The following is a 19191-nucleotide window of genomic DNA, read 5'->3' as shown; positions in this document are numbered from 1 at the left end:
GTCTTCGCTTGGGCTGGTTGCGGAGACCACATCTTCAGGGCACAATCATCCTGTTACAATTTAAGTAGTTATCCTATTACTGAGAGCAACAGCGTGAACGAACGAAGTCTTGAGCGAAGCAAGAACGAGCTGTCGGAGTTTTTGACGAGACACAGGGCGAAGCTGACGCCGGCCGATGCCGGCCTTGCCTTCACCGGGCGGCGGCGCACCCCGGGCCTCAGGCGGGAGGAGGTGGCAGCGCTCGCCGGCGTCGGGCTCACCTGGTACACGTGGTTCGAGCAAGGGCGCGACATCAAAGTGTCGGAGGCGTTCCTGCTGAATGTGGCGCGAGCGCTGAAGCTCGACGACGCCGAATGCAGCCATCTGTTCCTGCTTGCCCACAAGCGGCCGCCACCGCCGGAGGCACATCATCGCGTCACCGTTTCGCCGCTGATCCAGACGTTGCTGGACGAGCTCAGGGTCCGGCCGGCCCATGTGATCAACCTGCGCTGGGATGTCGTTGCCTGGAACGCTGCGGCAGACGCTTTGTTCGGCTTTAGCGCCCGGCAGCCGGAGCTTGGCAATATCCTGCAAATGGTGTTTGCCGATCCCGAGATACGGAGGCGCATGCCTGCCTGGCGCGAGGACGCGCCGAAGCTGCTTGCCCAGTTCCGATACGATTTTGCCGTGGCGCCGGATGATCCGTCGATGCTGGCCCTGGTCGAAAGCCTGAAGGACCTGTCGGCCGATTTCAGGCGCTGGTGGGCAGCGCCTGGCGTTGACGAGGTCCGTCGCGGGATCGGTTCCCTGATCGATGCCGGGGGCGAGCGCCTGTGTTTCCGCCACGAGACGTTGGTTGTGGACGAGCACCGGCATCTGCGGATGGTGGTTTACTTCGCCGAACCGGCGCTTGCCTGACGGCGACGCCCGAAGCGGCAGGCGCCGGGCCTTCTTATTCGAGGGCTGCGGCGATGGTAGCGCCGACCACGACGCTCGATAGCGCCGTGCCGAGCAGCAGCGAGGTGTTGACCGGCTTTCTCACGACCGTGCCGAAGTTGAAAAGGTTCATCGGCAGGAGGTGAAAACCGCCGCTTTCCGGCTTGCTCGACGGCGCTTCCATGAAGCACTCGTCGTCGAACCAGATCCAGTCGTCGCGCCAGGTCCAGCAGCCGTGCTGGCGGTAGATGTTTGCCACCTGCTCGGCGAAGCCCTTGTCGGCGGGCAGACGGATATAGTCTTGCGGCCTGCGGCTGAAATACTGCATGGCGAGCGGCATGGAGCGCTCGGTGCAATAGTTCGACATCCAGAGCTTGAAGCCGATCTCGTCGCGCAGCCGGTCCAGCACCCGGAAGACCTGGACGTGATCCTCATGGCCGTATTCGCCCCAGGGATTGTGGGTGAAGACGTTCATGTCGGGCTTCAGGAGCGGCAGCAGCGTGCGATAGAGCGTTTCGTAATTGTCCCGGTAAGCCTGGGCGATTGGCCGGGTGGAGTGGCGGAAGCTGCCGGGCATGATCTGCGACAGCGATTTCTTGACGATGCGCTTGGCTTCGCGGCGTGTGCCTTCGGTGCCGAACTCCATTCCGAAGGGACCGGGCTTCGGGTTCGTCCAGTCGGCGCAATCGAAGGAGCCGGTTTCTTCCATTTCCAGAAAGCGCACGTTGCCGCGCGGGTAGGCCTTGATCGCAGCGGCGCGTGCGTCGCCCATCTGCGGCTCCGACCAGATATCGCGGTAAAGGATGATCACCTCGTCGACTTTTCGGAGGATCGAGGTGAACCACAGCAACTCGTCATCGGGATGCGCGCCGATGATGACGGAGTTCTTCAGAAAATCATGCGTGTCGGCCATGCTCTTGCGCGCCCTCGTGTTCGTCGAGCGCAATTCTGACGTGTAGAGATTAAACCGGCGTAAAGCCGGAGCGCGTGTCCACAGGGAAGCGGTGCGGTCGTAGCGCCACCGCCCTCCTGGCCTGACCCTCCCGGCAATTTACTGCGCAGACCAGACCGCCAGTTCGTAACCATCCGGGTCGGCGAAATGAAAGCGCCTTCCGCCAGGGAAGGTGAAGATCGGCTTGACGATCCTGCCGCCGGCCTTTTCGACGCGGGCGAGCATATCCTCGAGCTTGTCGGCATAGAGGATGATCAGCGGTCCGCCGCTGCCGACGGGGCCGGTGGTGGTAAAGCCGCCGGTCAGTCGGCCGTCCTGGAATTCGCAATATTCCGGGCCGTAGTCGGTGAAGGTCCAGCCGAAGGCGCTGCCGTAGAAGGCCTTGGTGGCGGCGATGTCGGAGACATTGAACTCGACATAGTCGATGCGGCTGTCGTTGCCCTTGTTACCCATTTTTCTACCTGTCTTCTCCGGATTCCATGATCGATTTCAAGGTGGCGAGATCCTTCGCCACCCAGCCGGCATCGCCGGCAAATTGTTCGGCGCTCATGCCCGGCTGCCGCAGCAGCGTGAACATCACCTCCGCGCCGTCGCCGTTCGGCACGACGCGCAGCGCATTGTGGACCTCTGTGCCGTCTTCCAGCGTGACGAGATGATCGGTGACGCCGAAGGCGTTGTCAGGCGCAAAGCGCACGCGGGCATTACCGAGCGGACCCGGCGCCAGCCAGTGATCACCCTCGCGGGTCAAGCCCGACGACAGGCCGGACGCCCAGCGCGGCATGTTCTCGGGCTTTGCCATGAAGGCATAGACGTCGCGCCAGTCGCGGTCGATGGTGGTGTGAACGATCTTTGCTTCAAGTGTTGCCATGCTTTGTTCTCCTGCATGACGGAGTAGCACGGGTCGCCCGACCGGTCTTGAACGAAACGGCCAGTCAGGCCGCCCGCCGGTCGCCGACGAGCTGGCGGCGGATTTCGGCGGGTGAGAGCGAGGTCAGCTGCCTGGCCTCGCGCGACAGATGCGCCTGGTCGGCATAGCCGGCATCGAGCGCAAGCAGGCCGAGCGTGGCGGAGGGGTCCCTTTGGCATGCCCCGAGGAAGCGCTGTAGGCGCAGGATGCGGTCGAGCGTCTTGGCGCCGTAGCCGAAATGCTGGTGGCAGCGGCGCCTCAGCGTCCTTTCACTGGTGCCGGTGACGGCAGCGAGGGCGCGGATGGGGTTGTTGTCGGACGAGCCATGGCTCGGCCGCAGATGGGCGAGGGTGGCGGCGATATCGCCTGATGGCGGCGAGACGGCCGGCAGGCGCTCAAGCACCGCTTCCGTGAGCATCTCGGCGCGGCGGACCGCATCGGGCGCGTCCTCAATCCTGGTTTCGAGTTTGCGCGCGGCTGGACCCCAGAAGGCGTCGAGCGGAACGACCGCGCCGATGATCTGCGAAAGCGATGTGTGCAGGAAGGATGCCGCGATGCCCGGGCGGAAGCGCAGGCCGATGATGTCGGTGCCCGGCGCGAAGACGGGGAAAGCGGCCACCCGGTCAGGCCCGGCAACCGCCAGGCCGTGCCTGGACCAGAGGATATCGACACAGCCGTCGGGCACGACCGCGATGGGTGCGGCCGTCCCCTCCGGCAATTGGTGGCGCCAGAGGCATTCGACATGGCCGACGAGTGCGCCGGGCGCGGCATACTCTCGATAGATACCGCGCCGCTTGGCCAGTGTCGGCTCTGCCGGAGCCGGCTCCGTCTGTCTCAGCGGCCCGTGGGCGCCGTCCATGCCTTGTCCTCCACGCTTCGGACCGTGCCGGCCGCCTCTTGGCGCGACCAGATCTCGCCGTCGATCTGGCCCTGCAGCTCCGGATAGTCGGCCGCATGGAACACCGGGTCGAGACCCTGCCGGCGCTGGGCGAAATAGTCCTTCGTCAGTTTGGCAATGGTACCGGAGAGGAGCACGATGGCAATGAGGTTGATCGTCGCCATCAGCCCCATCGAGGCGTCTGCCGCGTCGAACACGGTGGTGATGCTTTCGGACGCACCCCAGACGACCATGACGAGCACGGCGCAGCGCATGACCAGAACGCCGACGCGATTGGCGCCGCCGAGATAGGTGAGCGCATTCTCCGCATAGGAATAGTTGCCGATGATCGAGGTGAAGGCGAAGAAGAAGATCGCGATGGCAATGAAGTAGCTGCCGGCCCAGCCGATATGCACGTTCATGGCCGCTTGCGTCAGCTGCGTTCCGGTGACGCCGGAACCGGGTTCCAAGGTGCCCGACAGCAGGATCATGACCGAGGTCGCGGTGCAGATCAGGATCGTATCGATGAAGACGCCGAGCGACTGCACGAAGCCCTGCGACGCCGGGTGATGCGGCACGGGCGTGGCGACGGCCGCGATGTTCGGGGCCGAGCCCATCCCGGCTTCGTTGGAAAACAAGCCACGCTTGACGCCGTTCATCATCGCAGCCGTGACGCCGCCGGCGACACCGCCTGCCGCTTCCTGCAGGCCAAAGGCGCTGGAGATGATCGTCCACAGCACGCTCGGCACGATCGACGCGTTGACGACGAGCACGTAGATCGCGGTCAGGAGATAGGCGATCGCCATGAAGGGCACGACGATTTCGGCGACGCGGGCGATCTGGCGGATGCCGCCGAAGATGACGATGCCGGAGATGGTCGCAACCGCGATACCGACGGCGATCTTGGGCACACCGAACGCACCCTGGACGGCGTCCGCGATGGAATTGGCCTGCACGGCGTTGAAGACGAGGCCGAAGGAGAGGATCAGGCAGACGGAGAAGATCGTCGCCGCCCAGGGCGCGTTAAGGCCGCGGGCGATGTAGAAGGCGGGACCGCCGCGATATTGACCGTTTTCGTTGCGCACCTTGTAGAGCTGCGCCAGCGCGCTTTCCGCATAGGCCGTCGCCATGCCGACGAGCGCCACCATCCACATCCAGAAGGTGGCACCGGGACCACCGAGATAGAGCGCAACGGCAACACCGGCGAGGTTGCCGGTGCCGACGCGCGAGGCGAGGCTGACGGTCAGCGCCTGGAACGGGCTGATACCGGCCGCATCCTTCGAGCCGCCGCTGCTTAAGACCCGGAACATCTCGCCGAAATGCACGATCTGCGGAAAGCCGAGGCGCAGGGTGAAGTAGATGCCGACGGCGAGCAGGCCGTAGATCAGCACGTAGCCCCAAAAGATCGTGTTCAGAAAGCCGATGATCGTGTCCATGCGGTTCCTCATTGGTATTGCAAGGTGTGGTGATGTGGCGAACCGCGGTGCGGATCGGATGGGAAAGGCCGTTTACTACTTTTGAGCCTGGCATCTCTTTCGAGCGCCTGGACCTTTCGCCGCATGCTGGCGCTTTAGCCCGCAAACTTGACACAGATCAACGTTTTCGGCCGCCAAATCAGGCAAAACGTGGTGCAATACATGACATATCCGGGGATTTCCCACAAATGAGCCCACAATCCGCCGCAAATCCTGCCTCCGTCGAACGTCACGAGGCCGAACCGGTCAATGCGGCGCATGTGCGCAAGCCGCTCTACGAAAAGCGCAAGAAGATCTTCCCGAAGCGTGCCGAAGGCAGCTTCCGCCGCTTCAAGTGGCTGGTGATGCTGGTGACGCTCGGCATCTATTATCTGACGCCCTGGATCCGTTGGGATCGTGGCGAGCATGCGCCGGACCAGGCTGTGCTCGTCGATATCGCCGCCCGGCGCTTCTATTTCTTCTTCATCGAGATCTGGCCGCAGGAGTTCTTCTTCGTCGCAGGCCTGCTCGTCATGGCCGGCTTCGGCCTGTTCCTGGTGACGTCTGCCGTCGGCCGCGCCTGGTGCGGCTATACCTGTCCGCAGACGGTATGGGTCGATCTCTTCCTGGTGGTCGAACGCTATATCGAAGGCGACCGCAATGCCCGCATGAAGCTTGATGCCGGTCCCTGGACGTTCGACAAGATCGTCAAGCGCGTGTCGAAGCACTCGATCTGGATCATGATCGGCATTGCCACGGGCGGCGCCTGGATCTTTTATTTCGCCGATGCGCCGACGCTTTTGAAAAGCTTCGTTTCGCTGGAAGCGCCCATGGTCGCCTACATGACCGTCGCGATTCTCACGGCGACGACCTATGTCTTCGGTGGACTGATGCGCGAGCAGGTCTGCACCTATATGTGCCCGTGGCCGCGCATCCAGGCGGCAATGCTCGACGAAAACTCGCTGGTCGTGACCTATAACGACTGGCGCGGCGAGCCGCGCTCGCGCCACCAGAAAAAGGCCGTCGCTGCCGGGGAGGCCGTCGGCGATTGCGTCGATTGCAACGCCTGCGTCGTCGTCTGTCCGATGGGCATCGACATTCGCGACGGCCAGCAACTCGAATGCATCACCTGCGCGCTCTGCATCGATGCCTGCGACGGTGTCATGGACAAGCTCGGCCGTGAACGCGGGCTGATTTCCTATGCGACGCTCAACGACTATGCCGCCAACATGGCGCTGGCCACCAATGGCGGTACGGCGGCGATCGATCCGGGTCGGGTGCGCAACGCCGACGGCGCATTTTCGGACAAGGTTCGCCACTTCAACTGGAAGATCGTCTTCCGGCCCCGTGTGCTCGTCTATCTCGGCGTCTGGACGCTGGTCGGTATCGGTCTGCTCTATGCGCTCCTGTCGCGCGACCGGCTGGAACTCAACGTGCTGCACGACCGCAACCCGCAGTTCGTCGTCGAATCCGATGGTTCGGTGCGCAACGGCTACATGGTCAAGCTCTTGAACATGATCCCCGAACAACGCACGATCACGCTCGCAATCGACGGGATGCCCTCTGCGACCATGCGCATCGCCGGCCAGGCAGCGGGCGACGGCCGGACCTTCGCCCTCGGTGTCGATCCGGACAAGGTGACGGCAGTCAAGGTGTTCGTGACGCTGCCAAAGGACAAGCTCGGCGAGGCGGACGACGGTTTCAGCCTGATCGTCGAGGATCCGTCGAGCCATGAGCGCGACGTCTACAAGGCCAACTTCAACAGCCCGGGAGCCGCAAAATGACGATAAACCAGGCAGGGGCGAAACAGGCAAAGGCACCGCGACCCTTCACCGGCTGGCACATGCTCGGCGTCATGGTGCTGTTCTTCGGCACGATCATCACCGTCAATCTGATCATGGCCTGGAACGCCAGCCATAGCTGGAGCGGATTGGTGGTGCAGAACACCTATGTCGCGAGCCAGCAGTTCAACGGCAAGGTGAAGGAAGCGAAGGCCTTTGTCGCCGATGGCCTCGACGGCAAGCTCAGCGTCGAAAACGAGGCGCTGCGCTACACGCTGACGCGCCGGGGCAACCCGGAGATGACTGCCGACAAGGTGGTGGCTGTGCTGAAACGCCCGGTCGAGGAGCATGAGGACGTCACGGTCGAGATGGCGCATCAGGGCGAGGGCGTCTTCGTTGCCGCAACCGCGCTGAAGCGCGGCCAGTGGATCGCCGACATCACCGCGACATCAGGCGAGACCGTCGTCTACCGCCAGGCCATCCGCTTCATGGTGCCGGGAGCTGCGAAATGAGCTGCTGTGCTCCCGGAACCGAAATGGCTCTGGAGGTCGACAGGGCCGGGCAGGGACTGCCGACAACGGAAGAGCTGTGGTTGATGAGCCGGTCGCTCGGCGGCGGTCTGCGCCAGACGGATTTGAGCGTGCCCGGCGTGCATTGCGGCGCCTGCATCAGCACGATCGAGGGCGCCTTGAAGACACGGCCGGAGGTTGACCGGGCGCGCGTGAACCTTTCGTCCCGGCGCGTGTCGATCGTCTGGAAGGAAGAGGTAAATGGCGCCCGTACCGATCCGCGGGAACTGGCGCGGGCCATCCGTTCGCGCGGCTACGAGACCCATCTTTTCGCGCCGGGCGAGGAAGACGGCGATCAGACACTGAAGAAGCTGGTGCGCGCCGTTGCCGTCTCGGGTTTTGCCTCGGCCAACATCATGCTGCTTTCGGTCTCGGTGTGGTCGGGGGCGGAGGCGGCGACCCGCGATCTCTTTCACTGGATCTCGGCGCTGATTGCCGCCCCTACGCTGATCTATGCCGGACGCTTCTTCTATGCGTCCGCCTGGAACGCGCTGAAGCACGGCCGTACCAACATGGACGTGCCGATTGCGCTGGCGATAACGCTCTCCTATTCGATCTCGCTCTACGAGACGATCACTCACGGCACCCATGCCTGGTTCGACGGCACGGTGATGCTGCTCTTCTTCCTGCTGATCGGCCGCACGCTCGACCACATGATGCGCGGGCGCGCCCGCTCGGCGATCAGCAGCCTGGCGAGGCTTTCGCCGCGCGGCGCCATGGTGGTGGATGCTGACGGCGGACGCGAGTATCGCCCTGTCGACGAGATCAAGCCAGGCGAGAAACTGGCGATCGCTGCCGGCGAGCGCATCCCCGTTGATGGCCGCATCCTCATTGGCACCAGCGATCTCGATCGCTCGATCGTCAATGGCGAGAGCGCGCCGGCGCCGGTCAAGGTCGGCGACGCCGTCGAGGCGGGTACGCTGAACCTCACAGGACCGCTGACGATCGAGGCGACGGCGGCGGCACGCGACTCGCTGCTTGCCGAGATCATGGGGCTGATGGAAGCCGCCGAAGGGGGCAGGGCGCGCTACCGCCGCATCGCCGACCGCGCGGCACAGTATTATTCGCCGGCGGTGCATCTGCTGGCTCTGCTCAGCTTCATCGGCTGGATGTTCGTCAACGGCGATTTCCATCATGCGATGCTGGTCGCCGTCGCCGTGCTGATCATCACCTGCCCCTGCGCACTCGGGCTTGCGGTACCTGTCGTGCAGGTGATTGCCGCCGGACGGCTCTTCCAGAACGGCGTCATGGTCAAGGACGGCTCGGCGATGGAGCGGCTTGCCGAGATCGATACGGTGCTGCTCGACAAGACCGGAACACTCACGGTTGGCGAGCCGCGGCTCGTCAATGGCGGGGACATTCAGCCATCGATCCTCGCGACGGCGGCGGGGCTCGCCGTGCATTCGCGCCATCCGCTGGCGATGGCCATTCATGATGCGGCGGCGATCGCGCCCGTCGTCAATGGCGACATCCGCGAAATCCCCGGTGCCGGCATTGAAGCGCAGACGCAAGCCGGTCTCTACCGGCTTGGCAGCCGCGCCTTTGCCTGCGGCGATGCCGGCGAGGCGACCGGCCAGTCGGAAGTGATCCTGTCGCTCGATGGCCGCGAACTCGCCTGCTTCCGCTTCGAGGACCGGCTCAGGCCGTTCGCCCGCGAGAGCATCGAGGAGCTTGGACGGCTCGGCCTTTCGACGGGCATTCTTTCGGGCGACCGCGCGCCGGTCGTCTCCGCCCTCGCCAAGCGGGCCGGCATCGAGCGCTTCAAGGCGGAACTGACGCCGCGCGGCAAGGTCGATGAATGTGCGGCCGCCGCTGAGGGCGGTCACCGGGTGCTGATGGTCGGCGACGGCATCAACGACGCGCCGGCGCTGCGCGCCGCGCACGTCTCGATGGCGCCGGCAACGGCCGCCGATGTTGGCCGCCAGGCGGCAGACTTCGTCTTCCTGCACCAGGGGCTGAACGCCGTGCCGATGGCGATCGATACGTCGCGCCGGGCCGGGCGGCTGATCCGCCAGAACTTTGCCCTGGCGATCGGCTACAACGTCATCGCCGTCCCGATCGCGATCCTCGGCTATGCCACACCGCTGATCGCGGCCGTCGCCATGTCGACCTCGTCGGTGATCGTCGTTGCCAACGCCTTGCGCCTGCGCGCGGCGACCGGCAATGTCACGGAGGTTGCCGAACAGAAGGCACCTGTCACGCTGCGGCCGGTCGGGAGCGCCTCATGAACACGCTGATCTATCTCATTCCCATCGCGCTGTTTCTCGGTGGGATTGGCCTCGTCGCCTTCCTTTGGGCACTGAAGAGCGGCCAATACGAAGACCTCGAAGGCGCCTCCTGGCGGGTGCTCGACGATGGCGATGGCAAGCCTGAAAAGAAGTGATTTCGTCAGTAATCACTTGTCCTTAATCGATTTGAATGCCAAAACAACCTCCGCCGTCGCTTCTCGCGCCTGGGCCTTCGACAGAGCCCCGCGCGAGGGGGCGAAGTTCAATTCGAAGGGCCGGCACAGACGCGTTTATCCCGATCGCGCCCGGCACTTCTGTCCAATGGAGGCAATCACGTGTCACAGGCGGAAATCGGCCTAATCGGTCTCGGCGTCATGGGCTCGAACCTGGCGCTCAACATCGCTGAAAAAGGCAACAAGATCGCGGTGTTCAACCGCACCGTCGAAGCGACGCACAAATTCTACGCGGAGGCCGGCGACCTCCAGGGCCAGATCGTGCCCTGCGACACCATTGAAGAGTTTGTCGCCGCCATCCGCCCGCCGCGTCCGATCATCATCATGATCAAGGCCGGCGAGCCGGTCGACCAGCAGATGGAAATCCTGAAGCCGTATCTCGCCAAGGGCGACATCATGATCGATGCCGGCAACGCCAACTTCCGCGACACGATGCGCCGCTTCGAGACGCTGAAGGATTCGGGTCTTACCTTCATCGGCATGGGCGTTTCCGGCGGTGAGGAAGGCGCGCGCCACGGCCCGTCGATCATGGTCGGCGGCAAGGAAGAGTCCTGGAAGCGCGTCGAGAGCGTGCTGACCTCGATCGCCGCCAAGTATGACAACGTGCCTTGCGTCGCCTGGCTCGGCGAAAACGGCGCCGGCCACTTCGTCAAGACCATCCACAACGGCATCGAATATGCCGACATGCAGATGATCGCCGAAATCTACGGCATCCTGCGCGACGGCCTGAAGATGTCGGCGAGCGAGATCGGCGAAGTCTTCGGCACCTGGAACAAGGGCCGCCTCAATTCCTACCTGATCGAGATCACCGAGAAGGTGCTGAAGGCCGCCGATCCTTTGACCGGCAAGCCGATCGTCGACCTGATCCTCGACAAGGCCGGTCAGAAGGGCACCGGCAAGTGGTCGGTGATCGAGGCGCAGAACATGGGCGTGCCGGCAACCGGCATAGAGGCGGCGGTTGCAGCCCGCAGCATCTCCTCGATGAAGGACGAGCGCGAAGCGGCCGAAAAGATCCTCGGGCTTCCCCAAGTTGGCGAGTTCAAGGTCGCCGACAGGGCAGCCTTCATCAAGGATCTCGAAAGCGCGCTGCTTGCCGCCAAGATCGGCGCCTATGCGCAAGGCTTCGCCGTGATGTCGGCGGCGTCCAAGGAGTTCAACTGGAACCTGCCGATGCCGACGATCGCCAAGATCTGGCGCGCCGGCTGCATCATCCGTTCGCAGTTCCTGGACGAGATCACCACCGCCTTCACCAAGGCGCCGGATGCCGCCAACCTGATCGTCACGCCGGCCTTTGCCGCCATGGTCAAGGACACCGACGGGGCGCTGCGCCGCGTCGTCTCGGCCGCCGTTCTCGGCGGCCTGCCGGTTCCGGCACTCGCCTCCGCACTCGGCTACTTCGACAGCTACCGCCGCGGCCGCGGCACGGCCAACGTCATCCAGGCGCAGCGCGACTTCTTCGGCGCCCATGGCTTTGACCGCGTCGACGGTGCCGACAGCCATCATGGCCCGTGGGGCAGCGGCCTGAACGCCTGAGCGTTCGAGTAAACAGATGAATGCGGGGCGGCCTTCGGGTCGCCCCGTTTTCGGTTGGGAATCGTGCTGACTGGACTGGATGCTAGCCCGTCATCGAGACAGGTGCCGATCGTTCCGCGGTTCCCCCGCCGCCTGACGCGCTGGGATTGGAACAGGACTTGATCGGCAGGACGGCGAAAAGCGAGGCAATCATCAGCACAACGATGATCAACAGCAGCCTGTCGGTGAAGGCAGCGCGAAAAATCTGAAAGACATAATGTTTGGTCTTCATCGTGCCCACGCGCTTTCTTCGCCATCCCTTCCGGGAGGGCCTTCGTGCATCGTGGACGTCATGCGTCCGTTCCTGTGAATGTACGTCAGACGGGAAACGGCCGAAAGTGCCGATTGTTGCCGGCCTGGGCTTGTGCACCGCGTGACGCCAGTTGTCCCAAAGACCCCTGGCGGGCGCGGCTAACGCCGAGAAGCGCGGCGATCGTCGCGGGTTCGGCTGCGTTCGCCCGGGTGCTGCGAGCCGCGCATCGTTTCGCGCTCATCCGTTCGACGCGGAAATGGCGTAACCGTGTTTGGCGGTGACGAGCGGCGGCGCCGTTGCCGCAGCCTACCCAGTCTCTTTGGCGGATCGACAAAGATCACCAGCAGAAAGCCGATGGCCATGAGCAGGTAGGCCGGAATGCCGGTCGTTGTGCTGCCGACGAAAGCGCAAAGCATGGCGAGCGCCAGATAGATGCCGATGGTCAAGGGATTGGACAGGAAGGCCCACGCGCGGTCAGTCAGCCTGTCTTTCCATGCAATTCTCGATGTCATGCCGAACATCACCTGTCTGAAGTGATTGGCAGCTTTTTTGTTTGCTGCGATGGCGCCCCAGCCCGTGCAATATGTGACCGGTGCATGGCGCGGCAATGACACTCAGACCTTTGGCAGCAAGAGTCGGACCAAAGTCCCATCGATTTCACGGCGCGATAAGTTAGGATCGGTGGGCGTTGCCACGGCAGCGCCACAAGAACCTAGTTTTTTCAGTACCGATTTAGAGCAGGGTCGCGTTATGCGTTTGGGTTCTGCTTGCAGGTCCTCGGTCCCGCCGAGGAAGGCGGTGACTGCGAAATGCTGGGCGCCGGCGCGCGACGCCCAGCTTGCTTTGCTTCAGCTGCGAAGACCCGGCGCTTCCTGGCCGGTCCGCTCGACATATTCCGTGTAACCGCCGCCATACTGATGGATGCCCTCGGGCGTCAGCTCCAGCACACGGTTGGAAAGGGCTGCGAGGAAGTGGCGGTCGTGCGAAACGAACAGCATGGTGCCTTCGTAGTCCGCGAGCGCCTTGATCAGCATTTCCTTGGTGTCGAGGTCGAGGTGGTTGGTGGGTTCGTCGAGAACAAGCAGATTCGGCGGGTCAAAGAGCATGATCGCCATCACCAGGCGCGCCTTCTCGCCGCCCGAAAGCACCCGGCACTTCTTCTCGACATCGTCCCCGGAAAAGCCGAAGCAGCCGGCAAGCGCGCGCAGCGGCGCCTGGCCGGCCTGCGGGAAGGTGTCTTCGAGCTGCTGCAGCACCGTGCGGTCGCCATCGAGCACGTCCATCGCATGCTGGGCGAAGTAGCCCATCTTGACGCTGGCGCCGAGCGCGACATTGCCTTCGTCCGGTTCGGTCGAGCCGGCGACGAGCTTCAACAGCGTCGACTTGCCGGCACCATTGATGCCCATGATGCACCAGCGCTCCCGGCGGCGCACCATGAAGTCGAGCCCTTCATAGATGCTGCGGCTGCCATATTTCTTGTGCACGCCCTTGATGTTGATGACGTCTTCGCCGGAGCGCGGCGCCGGACGGAATTCGAAGTTGACCGTCTGGCGGCGCTTCGGCGGCTCGACCCGGTCGATCTTCTCGAGCTTCTTTACGCGGCTCTGGACCTGCGAGGCGTGCGAGGCGCGCGCCTTGAAGCGCTCGATGAACTTGATCTCCTTTGCGAGCATCGCCTGCTGGCGCTCGAACTGCGCCTGCTGCTGCTTCTCGTTCTGGGCGCGCTGCTGCTCGTAGAAGCCGTAGTCGCCCGAATACGCGTTGAGCTGGCCTGCGTCGATCTCGATGATCTTGGTGATGATGCGGTTCATGAACTCGCGGTCGTGCGAGGTCATCATCAGTGCGCCGTCGTAGTTCTTGAGGAAGTCTTCGAGCCAGATCAGGCTTTCGAGATCGAGATGGTTGCTCGGTTCGTCGAGCAGCATCACGTCGGGCCGCATCAGCAGGATACGGGCAAGCGCCACGCGCATCTTCCAGCCGCCCGAGAGCTTGCCGACGTCGCCGTCCATCATCTCCTGGGAGAAGCTGAGGCCCGCCAGCACTTCGCGGGCGCGGCCCTCGAGCGCGTAGCCGTCGAGTTCTTCGTAGCGCGCCTGCACCTCGCCGTAGCGCTCGATAATCGCGTCCATTTCATCGAGGCGATCCGGATCGACCATGGCGGCCTCGAGCTCGCGCAGCTCGGCGGCAACTTCGCTGACAGGGCCAGCGCCGTTCATCACTTCGGCAACGGCGCTGTTGCCGGACATCTCGCCGACGTCCTGGTTGAAGTAGCCGATGGTGACGCCCTTATCGACGGCGACCTGGCCTTCGTCGGGGATTTCCTCGCCGGTGATCATGCGGAAGAGCGAGGACTTTCCGGCGCCGTTCGGGCCGACGAGGCCGACCTTTTCGCCGCGGTTGAGCGCGGCGGAGGCTTCGATGAAAAGAATGCGGTGGCTGAGCTGCTTGCTGATGTTTTCGATACGGATCATGTCTGCGGTAGCCTGAAGGGAGGAGCGGGGCGCAGTCGCGCCCAATTGTTGCCCCGGCCTGTCGCAGGTTTCTGCGTCACAAGCAAGACTTGAGGGCTGTTTTCAGCCTTTCCTAGGCGCGCAAGCCACGCGTGATCGGCGGCTGGAACTCGGGCTGGCTAAGGCTCTGCAGCGTTTCTGGCGGCTGGCCGTCGATGTGGCCGATGACTGCCTTGGCCAGTTCCCGACCGGCCACGCGGATGTCCTCGTACATGGTCATGACTTCCGGGCGCAGCCAGCGCAGGAAGTCGCTCGGTGACTTCGAGACCATGTCGCAGTCTTCGCCGAGCTTCTTCTTGGCCATTTCCAGGCCGGCAATCAAAGCGATCGCACCGGAGCCGCTGCCCGAAACGATGCCGTCGGGCGCGTCCGCCGAGCGCATCAGGGGTTCGAAGGCGTCGCGGATCTCGACCAGTGAATGGTCAATGTTGGTCTGGTGGAAGCCGACTGCATCCGCCTGGAAATCGCGAAGCCCACGCTCGAAACCGGCGCGCATGTGTGAATAGAAGGTGAGGTGCGGCGGCGGCTCGAGCAGCACCAGCTTCCGCCGGCCGCGCGCCACCAGTTTGCGTACCGCCTCGTAGGCGAAACGCTCGTTGTCGAAGTCATGATAGGGGTGAACGATCCCCATTTCGGTGCGGCCGTGCGTGACGAAGGGCAGGCCGCGCTCGGTCAAAAGCGCCACACGCGGATCGTGCGGCTCGGTTCGCGAGATGATCACGCCGTCTGCGGCACCCGTGTCGAGGATATAGCGGATCGGCGCCAGCGCGTCCTTGACGGCGCTATAGGGGGTGACGACCAGGTGGTAGGGCGTGCCGGCAAGGATCTCGGTGATGCCGACGACCATCGGGCTGGTGATGCCCATGATCTCTTCTTCCAGCGTCAATACGAGACTGATGACATTGGTCTTGCCGGTTCTCAGGCGCACGCCGGCGCGGTTCGGCTGGTAGCCGATCTGTTTGGCGACGAGCCGCACACGCTCCTTGGTTTCCGCACCGATATCGGGCGCATCCTTCAACGCCCGCGAAACCGTAGTGATGCCGAGCCCGGTCATGAAGGCGATCGTCTTCAGTGTCGGACGGGCTCCATCCGGCAGTGTCTGCGGCCTGTTTTTCGTCTTGTTGTCCATTGCCGTCACCCGCCCACTCTCTTGCCGCACGCCGCCAGATTGCCCGTCCGGCAGCGAAACGCGTCGGTTCAGTTCCATCCGCCGCGCCGTCGCCCTGTCACGTCATCGCGTTATATACGAAAAGTCGGTGGCGGCTATGCTGCTTTGGATGGATCAAATTGCTTCAAATCTGTAACGATACAGTTGCGATGTCGAGCGTTTTCGTTGCTGCGCTGCGAAAGATGGAGCGGACTGGTTGAATCGGAAGTTTTGGCGCATGCTTTTTGCACTTGCGAGATGGCGCCTCCGATGCCGGTACGCCATTTTTGCGGAAAATATATGTATTTCAGCGCGATGTAAGGGATTCCTGCTGGCCGCGTGGGTGCCGCCATTGCGCGCAAAGCGCTTTGGAACGCGGCTGCCGTATGCACGCAATGGGTGTTTTTTAAAATTCTGTTTAAATCGATTGTGGTGGGTGTTGCGTCCTGTAATCGATTGCACTAAGTTTTTTACGGTAACGTTACAGTGAGGGAGGAGACTCATGAATTTACGTTCTTTCGCCGCCGTGCTTTCAGCCGCCGTGGCCCTGCCGCTCAGCACAGCCAACGCTGTCGATCTTGAAGTGACCCATTGGTGGACCTCGGGCGGCGAAGCTGCCGCGGTCGCGGAACTCGCCAAGGCCTTCGATGCGACGGGCAATCACTGGGTCGACGGCGCGATCGCCGGTTCTGGCGGCACCGCCCGTCCGATCATGATCAGCCGCATCACCGGTGGCGACCCGATGGGCGCCACGCAGTTCAACCATGGTCGCCAGGCCGAGGAACTGGTTCAGGCCGGGCTGATGCGTGATCTCACCGATGTCGCAACCCGCGAGAAGTGGAAGGACATCATCAAGCCGGCGAGCCTGCTTGATTCCTGCACGATCGACGGCAAGATCTATTGCGCCCCGGTCAACATCCACTCCTGGCAGTGGCTGTGGCTGTCGAATGCGGCCTTCAAGACGGCCGGCGTCGAGGTTCCGAAGAACTGGGATGAATTCGTGGCCGCGGCGCCCGCGCTCGAAAAGGCAGGCATCGTGCCGCTCGCCGTCGGCGGTCAGCCGTGGCAGGCAGCCGGCGCCTTCGACGTGCTGATGGTGGCGATCGCCGGCAAGGACACCTTCCAGAAGGTCTTCGGCGACAAGGACGAGGAAGTGGCAGCGGGTCCTGAGATCGCCAAGGTCTTCAAGGCTGCCGACGATGCCCGCCGCATGTCGAAAGGCTCCAACGTCCAGGACTGGAACCAGGCGACCAACATGGTCATCACCGGCAAGGCCGGCGGCCAGATCATGGGCGACTGGGCGCAGGGTGAATTCGCGCTGGCCGGCCAGAAGGCCGGAACCGACTACACCTGCCTGCCGGGCCTCGGCGTCAACGAGATCATCTCGACCGGTGGCGACGCCTTCTACTTCCCGCTTCTGAAGGACGAGGAAAAGTCGAAGGCGCAGGAAGCGCTGGCCTCGACGCTGCTCGATCCGAAGACGCAGGTCGCCTTCAACCTCAAGAAGGGTTCGCTGCCGGTGCGCGGCGACGTCGATCTGGCGGCTGCCAACGACTGCATGAAGAAGGGGCTGGACATTCTTGCCAAGGGCAACGTGATCCAGGGTACCGACCAGCTGCTTTCGGCCGACAGCCAGAAGCAGAAGGAAGACCTGTTCTCCGAATTCTTCGCCAACCCGTCGATCACGCCGGAAGACGCGCAGAAGCGCTTCGCCGACATCATCGCGAACGCGGAGTAACCGCAATTGCCTTGGCCGGCCTCTTTGAAAACGAGGCCGGTCAAAGCCTCCCATTCGGCAGGATGTGCCGGTCGTCCGCGCGTGATGCGTTTGCGGGCCCCATGGGAGTGGTTGTCGCCCTGATGTGGCAGAGCGCTGCGCGCTGAGTGCGCGGGGCTGCCCATCGTCCGAAACCCAATGCAGTTCCGGAGGAACGAAACATGGCGGGTTACACACAAGGTTCGGGCCGACCGAACCAGTGGCTGCGGAACCTGAACGCGAAGATTGCCTCCGTCCCGATGATCTTGACGGCCGTGGTGATCTTCCTCGGCGGCACGATCTGGACGGTCGTCTATTCCTTCACCAATTCCAAGCTGTTGCCGCGGCTCTCATTCGTCGGCCTCGATCAGTACGAGCGCCTCTGGGCGGCGCCGCGCTGGCTGATCTCGGTGCAGAATCTGGCAATCTACGGCATCTTCTCGCTGATCTTCAGCCTGCTGATCGGCTTCGTGCTGGCCGCATTGATGGACCAGAAGATCCGCTTCGAAAATACCTTCCGCACCATCATGCTCTATCCCTTCGCCCTGTCCTTCATCGTGACGGGCCTGGTCTGGCAATGGCTGCTCAATCCGGAATTCGGCATCCAGTCGGTGGTGCGCTCGCTCGGCTGGGAAAGCTTCACCTTCGACCCGCTCTATAATGCCGACATCGTCATCTACGGCATCCTGATCGCAGCCCTCTGGCAGGGCACCGGGCTCGTCATGTGCCTGATGCTCGCAGGTCTTCGCGGCATCGACGAGGACATCTGGAAGGCCGCGCGCGTCGACGGCATACCCATGTGGAAGACCTACATCTTCGTCGTCATTCCGATGATGCGCGGCGTCTTCATCACCACGCTGGTGATCATCGCCAGCGGCATCGTCAAGGTTTACGACCTGGTGGTGGCGCAGACGAGCGGCGGTCCCGGCATCGCGTCGGAAGTGCCTGCAAAATATGTCTACGACTACATGTTCCAGGCGCAGAACCTCGGTCAGGGCTTTGCCGCCTCGACGATGATGCTCATCACCGTCGCCATCATCATCGTGCCTTGGGCCTATCTGGAATTCGGGGGAGGGCGCAAGCGTGTCTGATATCGTTGCTTTCAATTCGGTGACTGAAGAGGCCGCACTGCAGGCGCAGACAAACCGGGTCGTCGCTGGCCCCCGCGGCGCCAAGCCCCGCCGGGCGTTGTCTGGCCGCAACATCATGATCTACGGCACGCTGATTGTCGTGGCGCTGTACTACCTGCTGCCGCTCTACGTGATGGTCATGACTTCGCTCAAGGGCATGCCGGAAATCCGGCTCGGCAACATCTTTGCCCCGCCGGTTGAAATCACCTTCGAGCCTTGGGCAAAGGCCTGGGCGAGCGCTTGCACGGGGCTCAACTGCGACGGCCTTTCGCGCGGCTTCTGGAACTCGGTGCGCATCACCGTTCCTTCGACGATCGTCTCGATCGCGATCGCCTCGGTCAACGGTTATGCGCTCGCCAACTGGCGCTTCAAGGGGGCGGAGCTGTTCTTCACCATCCTCATCGTCGGCGCCTTCATTCCCTATCAGGTGATGATCTATCCGATCGTCATCGTACTGCGGGAAATGGGCATCTACGGCACGCTCACCGGCCTCATCCTCGTGCACACCATCTTCGGCATGCCGATCCTGACGCTGCTCTTCCGCAACTATTTCGCCGGCCTGCCGGAGGAACTGTTCAAGGCCGCGCGCGTCGATGGCGCCGGCTTCTGGACGATCTACTTCAAGATCATGCTGCCGATGTCACTGCCGATCTTCGTGGTAGCGATGATCCTGCAGGTCACCGGGATCTGGAACGACTTCCTGTTCGGCGTCGTGTTCACCCGGCCGGAATACTACCCGATGACGGTTCAGCTCAACAACATCGTCAACTCGGTCCAGGGCGTGAAGGAATACAACGTCAACATGGCGGCGACGATCCTGACCGGGGCGGTTCCGCTCTTCGTCTACTTCGTCTCCGGACGGCTTTTTGTCCGCGGCATCGCCGCCGGCGCAGTGAAAGGGTAACAA

The 19191-nt window shown here is 63.1% G+C and carries 18 protein-coding genes; 9 read left to right on the top strand and 9 right to left on the bottom strand.

The features are described from left to right. The first annotated feature begins 93 nt into the window (after window positions 1–93). A complete protein-coding gene (locus IB277_RS08625) occupies window positions 94–897 on the top strand; it encodes a helix-turn-helix domain-containing protein (protein ID WP_112976544.1) in 804 nt (267 codons plus the stop codon). Window positions 898–931: 34 nt separating this feature from the next. Here IB277_RS08625 and IB277_RS08620 read toward each other — a convergent pair whose 3' ends face one another. The 5 genes from IB277_RS08620 to IB277_RS08600 form a co-directional block, all read right to left on the bottom strand. Next, entirely contained in the window at window positions 932–1828 is an 897-nt protein-coding gene (locus IB277_RS08620) for a hypothetical protein (protein WP_060520627.1), read from the bottom strand. Between the two features lie 138 nt (window positions 1829–1966). Further along, entirely contained in the window at window positions 1967–2320 is a 354-nt protein-coding gene (locus IB277_RS08615; protein ID WP_034788390.1) for a VOC family protein, read from the bottom strand. 4 nt (window positions 2321–2324) lie between these two features. Further along, entirely contained in the window at window positions 2325–2735 is a 411-nt protein-coding gene (locus IB277_RS08610) for an SRPBCC family protein (protein WP_112770918.1), read from the bottom strand. A 64-nt stretch (window positions 2736–2799) separates the two neighbouring features. Further along, entirely contained in the window at window positions 2800–3633 is an 834-nt protein-coding gene (locus IB277_RS08605) for a helix-turn-helix domain-containing protein (RefSeq protein ID WP_246802561.1), read from the bottom strand. Continuing rightward, a complete protein-coding gene (locus IB277_RS08600) occupies window positions 3609–5087 on the bottom strand; it encodes a sodium:alanine symporter family protein (protein WP_089044184.1) in 1479 nt (492 codons plus the stop codon). Before IB277_RS08600 ends, IB277_RS08605 begins: the two co-directional genes overlap by 25 nt. Window positions 5088–5314: 227 nt before the next feature. Between IB277_RS08600 and ccoG the strand changes: the two genes are divergently transcribed. From ccoG to gndA, 5 genes are all read left to right on the top strand, one after another. Beyond that, window positions 5315–6889 carry a cytochrome c oxidase accessory protein CcoG gene (gene ccoG, locus IB277_RS08595; protein WP_034788396.1) on the top strand — a complete coding sequence of 525 codons (1575 nt, stop codon included), beginning with the start codon at window positions 5315–5317 and terminating at the stop codon, window positions 6887–6889. Beyond that, window positions 6886–7398 carry a FixH family protein gene (locus IB277_RS08590; RefSeq protein WP_034788399.1) on the top strand — a complete coding sequence of 171 codons (513 nt, stop codon included), beginning with the start codon at window positions 6886–6888 and terminating at the stop codon, window positions 7396–7398. The genes ccoG and IB277_RS08590 overlap by 4 nt, the downstream gene beginning before the upstream one ends. After that, a complete protein-coding gene (locus tag IB277_RS08585; protein WP_090293978.1) occupies window positions 7395–9683 on the top strand; it encodes a cation-translocating P-type ATPase in 2289 nt (762 codons plus the stop codon). The genes IB277_RS08590 and IB277_RS08585 overlap by 4 nt, the downstream gene beginning before the upstream one ends. Beyond that, window positions 9680–9838 carry a cbb3-type cytochrome oxidase assembly protein CcoS gene (gene ccoS, locus IB277_RS08580; protein ID WP_043615060.1) on the top strand — a complete coding sequence of 53 codons (159 nt, stop codon included), beginning with the start codon at window positions 9680–9682 and terminating at the stop codon, window positions 9836–9838. Before IB277_RS08585 ends, ccoS begins: the two co-directional genes overlap by 4 nt. A 180-nt stretch (window positions 9839–10018) precedes the next feature. Next, complete coding sequence (gene gndA, locus IB277_RS08575) at window positions 10019–11449, top strand: NADP-dependent phosphogluconate dehydrogenase (protein ID WP_090293976.1); 1431 nt, start codon at window positions 10019–10021, stop codon at window positions 11447–11449. 82 nt (window positions 11450–11531) lie between these two features. On the opposite strand, the gene IB277_RS08570 is transcribed toward gndA, so the two are convergent. The 4 genes from IB277_RS08570 to IB277_RS08555 all read right to left on the bottom strand — a co-directional run bounded on the left by IB277_RS08570 (window position 11532) and on the right by IB277_RS08555 (window position 15380). After that, window positions 11532–11720, bottom strand: a complete 189-nt coding sequence (locus tag IB277_RS08570; protein WP_113079769.1) for a hypothetical protein — start codon at window positions 11718–11720, stop codon at window positions 11532–11534. A 179-nt stretch (window positions 11721–11899) separates the two neighbouring features. After that, entirely contained in the window at window positions 11900–12355 is a 456-nt protein-coding gene (locus tag IB277_RS08565; protein WP_143034190.1) for a hypothetical protein, read from the bottom strand. Between the two features lie 234 nt (window positions 12356–12589). After that, window positions 12590–14212, bottom strand: coding sequence for an ABC-F family ATP-binding cassette domain-containing protein (locus IB277_RS08560; protein WP_090293970.1), 1623 nt, complete (start codon window positions 14210–14212; stop codon window positions 12590–12592). A 112-nt stretch (window positions 14213–14324) separates the two neighbouring features. Next, window positions 14325–15380, bottom strand: coding sequence for a LacI family transcriptional regulator (locus tag IB277_RS08555; protein WP_060520634.1), 1056 nt, complete (start codon window positions 15378–15380; stop codon window positions 14325–14327). A gap of 520 nt (window positions 15381–15900) precedes the next feature. Between IB277_RS08555 and IB277_RS08550 the strand changes: the two genes are divergently transcribed. The 3 genes from IB277_RS08550 (at window position 15901) to IB277_RS08540 (ending at window position 19188) form a co-directional block, all read left to right on the top strand. After that, window positions 15901–17136, top strand: a complete 1236-nt coding sequence (locus IB277_RS08550; protein WP_090293966.1) for an ABC transporter substrate-binding protein — start codon at window positions 15901–15903, stop codon at window positions 17134–17136. A gap of 200 nt (window positions 17137–17336) precedes the next feature. Further along, complete coding sequence (locus tag IB277_RS08545; RefSeq protein ID WP_034788417.1) at window positions 17337–18245, top strand: carbohydrate ABC transporter permease; 909 nt, start codon at window positions 17337–17339, stop codon at window positions 18243–18245. 115 nt (window positions 18246–18360) lie between these two features. Continuing rightward, window positions 18361–19188 carry a carbohydrate ABC transporter permease gene (locus IB277_RS08540; protein ID WP_370689664.1) on the top strand — a complete coding sequence of 276 codons (828 nt, stop codon included), beginning with the start codon at window positions 18361–18363 and terminating at the stop codon, window positions 19186–19188. Window positions 19189–19191 lie beyond the last annotated feature (3 nt).

It is taken from the genome of Ensifer sp. ENS07 (assembly GCF_014852185.1).
Classification (GTDB): Bacteria; Pseudomonadota; Alphaproteobacteria; order Rhizobiales; family Rhizobiaceae; genus Ensifer; species Ensifer adhaerens.
This window is presented reverse-complemented; position numbering and strand designations above follow the sequence as displayed.

What these genes read in the sequence shown, in the direction of transcription:
- IB277_RS08620 (WP_060520627.1), bottom strand. Translation starts at nt 1,828, where the DNA reads ATGGCCGACACGCATGATTTTCTGAAGAACTCCGTCATCATCGGCGCG.
- IB277_RS08615 (WP_034788390.1), bottom strand. Translation starts at nt 2,320, where the DNA reads ATGGGTAACAAGGGCAACGACAGCCGCATCGACTATGTCGAGTTCAAT.
- IB277_RS08610 (WP_112770918.1), bottom strand. Translation starts at nt 2,735, where the DNA reads ATGGCAACACTTGAAGCAAAGATCGTTCACACCACCATCGACCGCGAC.
- IB277_RS08605 (WP_246802561.1), bottom strand. Translation starts at nt 3,633, where the DNA reads ATGGACGGCGCCCACGGGCCGCTGAGACAGACGGAGCCGGCTCCGGCA.
- IB277_RS08600 (WP_089044184.1), bottom strand. Translation starts at nt 5,087, where the DNA reads ATGGACACGATCATCGGCTTTCTGAACACGATCTTTTGGGGCTACGTG.
- ccoG (WP_034788396.1), top strand. Translation starts at nt 5,315, where the DNA reads ATGAGCCCACAATCCGCCGCAAATCCTGCCTCCGTCGAACGTCACGAG.
- IB277_RS08590 (WP_034788399.1), top strand. Translation starts at nt 6,886, where the DNA reads ATGACGATAAACCAGGCAGGGGCGAAACAGGCAAAGGCACCGCGACCC.
- IB277_RS08585 (WP_090293978.1), top strand. Translation starts at nt 7,395, where the DNA reads ATGAGCTGCTGTGCTCCCGGAACCGAAATGGCTCTGGAGGTCGACAGG.
- ccoS (WP_043615060.1), top strand. Translation starts at nt 9,680, where the DNA reads ATGAACACGCTGATCTATCTCATTCCCATCGCGCTGTTTCTCGGTGGG.
- IB277_RS08570 (WP_113079769.1), bottom strand. Translation starts at nt 11,720, where the DNA reads ATGAAGACCAAACATTATGTCTTTCAGATTTTTCGCGCTGCCTTCACC.
- IB277_RS08560 (WP_090293970.1), bottom strand. Translation starts at nt 14,212, where the DNA reads ATGATCCGTATCGAAAACATCAGCAAGCAGCTCAGCCACCGCATTCTT.
- IB277_RS08555 (WP_060520634.1), bottom strand. Translation starts at nt 15,380, where the DNA reads ATGGACAACAAGACGAAAAACAGGCCGCAGACACTGCCGGATGGAGCC.
- IB277_RS08550 (WP_090293966.1), top strand. Translation starts at nt 15,901, where the DNA reads ATGAATTTACGTTCTTTCGCCGCCGTGCTTTCAGCCGCCGTGGCCCTG.
- IB277_RS08545 (WP_034788417.1), top strand. Translation starts at nt 17,337, where the DNA reads ATGGCGGGTTACACACAAGGTTCGGGCCGACCGAACCAGTGGCTGCGG.
- IB277_RS08540 (WP_370689664.1), top strand. Translation starts at nt 18,361, where the DNA reads ATGATCTACGGCACGCTGATTGTCGTGGCGCTGTACTACCTGCTGCCG.